3 protein-coding genes are annotated in these 3,414 nt (G+C 60.8%); all 3 read left to right on the top strand.

Annotated elements, in window-relative coordinates:
- The first annotated feature begins 69 nt into the window (after positions 1-69).
- Positions 70-768, top strand: a complete 699-nt coding sequence (locus ABX749_RS26605; RefSeq protein WP_145219411.1) for a zinc metallopeptidase — start codon at positions 70-72, stop codon at positions 766-768.
- A 24-nt stretch (positions 769-792) separates the two neighbouring features.
- Positions 793-2,226 carry a DUF58 domain-containing protein gene (locus tag ABX749_RS26600; protein WP_372898668.1) on the top strand — a complete coding sequence of 478 codons (1,434 nt, stop codon included), beginning with the start codon at positions 793-795 and terminating at the stop codon, positions 2,224-2,226.
- Positions 2,227-2,483: 257 nt separating this feature from the next.
- On the top strand, positions 2,484-3,414 hold a 931-nt coding region (locus ABX749_RS26595), incomplete at its 3' end, for a pseudouridine synthase (RefSeq protein WP_372898667.1).

Raw genomic sequence — 3,414 nt, 5'->3', positions numbered from 1 at the left:
TCCGCGGAGACAGTTTCCCTGTCAAAAACTGCTTTTCAGCGTTTCAAATAAGCCAATACGGGTTCCTCGATGCTCCTTTTTGATCCGATCTACCTGCTTTTCATCGCCCCCCCGCTGTTACTCGGGCTGTTCGCCCAATGGCGGGTCAAAAGCACGTTTGCGTCCATGTCCCAAGTCCCGGCTCGGATGAGCGGCGCCCAAGCGGCGCGGCAAATGCTCGATTCGGCAGGCCTGCACCAAGTCGGGGTCGAACAGGTCCCGGGCCACCTGAGCGACCACTACGACCCCCGCGCCAAGGTGCTGCGATTGAGCCCCGAAGTTTACGGCGGCCGTTCGATGGCCGCGCTCGGTGTGGCCTGTCACGAGGCGGGGCACGCGTTCCAAGACGCCAAGGGCTACGCGCCGCTGATCATTCGCAACATGGCGGTCCCGGCGGCGAATTTTGGCAGCAACATCGGGGTGACGCTGGCCACGATCGGGCTGTTCCTCAGTTACCAGATCCCGTCGGTCGGAAACCTGTTGCTGCTGGCGGGAATCGTCCTGTTCGCCGGCGTGGTGTTCTTTCAAGTCGTCAACCTGCCCGTAGAGTTTGACGCCAGTGCCCGGGCGCGTCGCCACCTGGTGTCGGCGAACCTGATCGCGGCCAACGAAGAACACTTTGTCGCCAAGGTGCTCAACGCTGCGGCGTTGACTTACGTTGCCGGAACGCTGCAAGCGATCATGACGCTCGCCTACTTCATTTTCCGCTTGATGGGTGACCGACGCTAGGCGTTTCCCGGTACGATGGGGCGCATGAACGATGCGCTCCGTCAAATCACCGAAGGCCAATTCCAAGCGTACAGCAAACTGCCGTGGCTGATGCTTGTGGTTTTTGCCGTGCCGCTCGCCCTGGCGGCATGGCGCTTCCGCACCTACCCGACCAGGCTGTGGATCGGCGTCCTGACGATCACCTTGATCGGAAGTGTCTTTACCGTCTTTTCACCCGACGCGTTCATCTGGGTTGCCGCGCTGGATTGGTTGCTGCTGATCGTGGCGACGGTCGATTTCCTGTCGATCTATCTGGCGACCAATCACGGGATCCACGCCAGCCGCGAAATCGCCCATTCCTGCTCGCTGGGCGTTCCGGTTGAAAGCCACCTGACGATCGAAAACCTTTCCGGCATCACCTTGGTCGGCCACGCGCGTGACGATCTGCCGGACGATTTCGAATCGTCCCCCGACCAGCACCGACTGCGTTTGCCGCCTCGGGGACGCGTCAGCTTTCGGCGAAAATTGACGCCCGGCCGGCGAGGGGCCTTTCGACTCGAGCACGTTTCTCTTCGCTTTCTCAGCCCGCTCCGGCTGTGGCACCGCTACATCCAGATTCCACTGGAAAGCGAGCTGAACGTTTACCCGGATATGAAACAGCTGAGCGACTATGCGTTGCTCGCCCGCACGAACCGATTGAGCCTGATTGGCGTCCGCCGCACCCGACGGATCGGCCAGGACAGCGATTTTGAACGTCTCCGCGACTACAGCCGAGACGACAACTTTCGCCACATCGACTGGCGCAGCACCGCACGCCGAAACAAGCTGACCGTTCGGCAATTTCAAAGCGATCAAAGTCAGCGCGTGATCTTTCTGCTCGACTGCGGTCGCATGATGACCAACACCCGCGACGGCTACACGCTGCTGGATCACGCGATGAATTCGGCGCTGATGATGGCCTACGTCGCACTGCATCAAGGCGATGCGGTGGGGATGCTCTGCTTTTCCGATTCGGTGCACGCCTACATCCCGCCCCACGGCGGAAAGAGCCAGATGAATCGATTGATTCATGCCTGCTTTGACCAGTTTCCGCGGATGGTCGAATCCCGATACGACCAGGCCTTTTTGTACCTCCGCAACCATTGCAAACGCCGATCGCTGGTCGTCCTGGCGACCAACATCATCGATGAAGTCAACGCGGCGGCGGTTACCGATTACCTCGGCAACATCAACGGCCAACACCTGCCGATGGGAGTGATCCTGCGAGACCGCACGCTGTTCGAGGCGGCCGACCATCCCGACGGCGACGAATCGAACCTGTACCGTGCCGCCGCGGCCGCCGATATCCTGGTCTGGCGAGACCAAGTCCTCAAAGACCTGGAACATCGCGGCGTGCTGATGGTCGACACGTTCCCCGACGAACTGACCGCCCCCCTGGTCAATCAATACCTGGAGATCAAGGCCAAGCATTTGCTGTAGCCTTCTTCGATAACGTGGCTATCGAAATCGCATGACTCTGGTAATCTGGTGGGTTCGCAAAAACCATTCACCTGACCGCAGATTGATCCATGCCCCGTCGCTCGTACAAGAATTCACCCGGCAAAAAACCTTCCGTTGGCAAGCGGACGGGGGGCAAGCCGAAACGTGGGGCACGAAAACCAAAGGCCAAAACGGCTGAAAGCGAGCCCAAATCGAAAGCCTCGGCCCCCAAGAAACGCACCGTCGGCAAAGGCGCTGTGACGAAAGACGCTGCCACCGAAGGCACTGCCACAAAACGCACCGCCAGCAAACGCGCCCGGCGAGCCCCGGCGGCCGCGACGACCAGCTCGCGGGACCAACCGCAACGACTCCAACGCCTTTTGGCGGCCGCGGGATTCGGCAGCCGACGCCAATGCGAATCGCTGATCGAAGAAGGACGCGTCGAAGTCGATGGCGAGATCGCCGCGGAACTGGGCACCGTGGTCGACCCCAAGAGCAGCAAGGTGCTCGTCGACGGCGTGCCGCTGCGGCAACAGAAACTCGTTTATTACGCCGTCAACAAACCGACCGGCTTTCTGAGCACCAACGCCGATCCGCGCGGACGCCAACGCGTCATCGACCTGGTCCCCAACAGCGAACGCGTCTTTCCCGTCGGACGATTGGACCAGAGCAGCCAAGGATTGATGCTACTGACCAACGACGGCGATTTGGCTCAACAATTGTCGCACCCCAAATACGGCGTCCGAAAGGTCTATCGGGTCACCGTCGCCGGCAAGATCGACGGCGAAACGATGCGGAGTATGCGAAAGGGGATCTACATCTCCGACGGTTTCGTGCGCGTCGAAGGAGCGAAGATCGTCAAATCGCGAGCCCGCGCGACCGAAATGGAAATCACGCTCCGTGAAGGCAAGAACCGTGAGATCCGTCGGATCCTGGCGCGGCTGGGACACAAAGTCCAGATGTTGCGCCGAATTGCGATCGGACCGCTGCGAATCGGCGACTTGCCCGTCGGCGCCCACCGCGTCCTGTCGCGTGACGAAGTCAGCCGGCTGAGAAAAGCGATCGAGCACAGCCGGGACGAAGTCGCCGAAGAAACGCCGCGACGCCGACCGGCAGGCAAGGGGGCCAAGAAACGATCCGCGAAGAAGAAATCGACCGGAAAGCGGCGGCGAGCTGAAAGCCGAAACG

Source organism: Stieleria sp., from assembly GCF_041595215.1.
GTDB classification, from domain to species: Bacteria; Planctomycetota; Planctomycetia; order Pirellulales; family Pirellulaceae; genus Stieleria; species Stieleria magnilauensis.
This window is presented reverse-complemented; position numbering and strand designations above follow the sequence as displayed.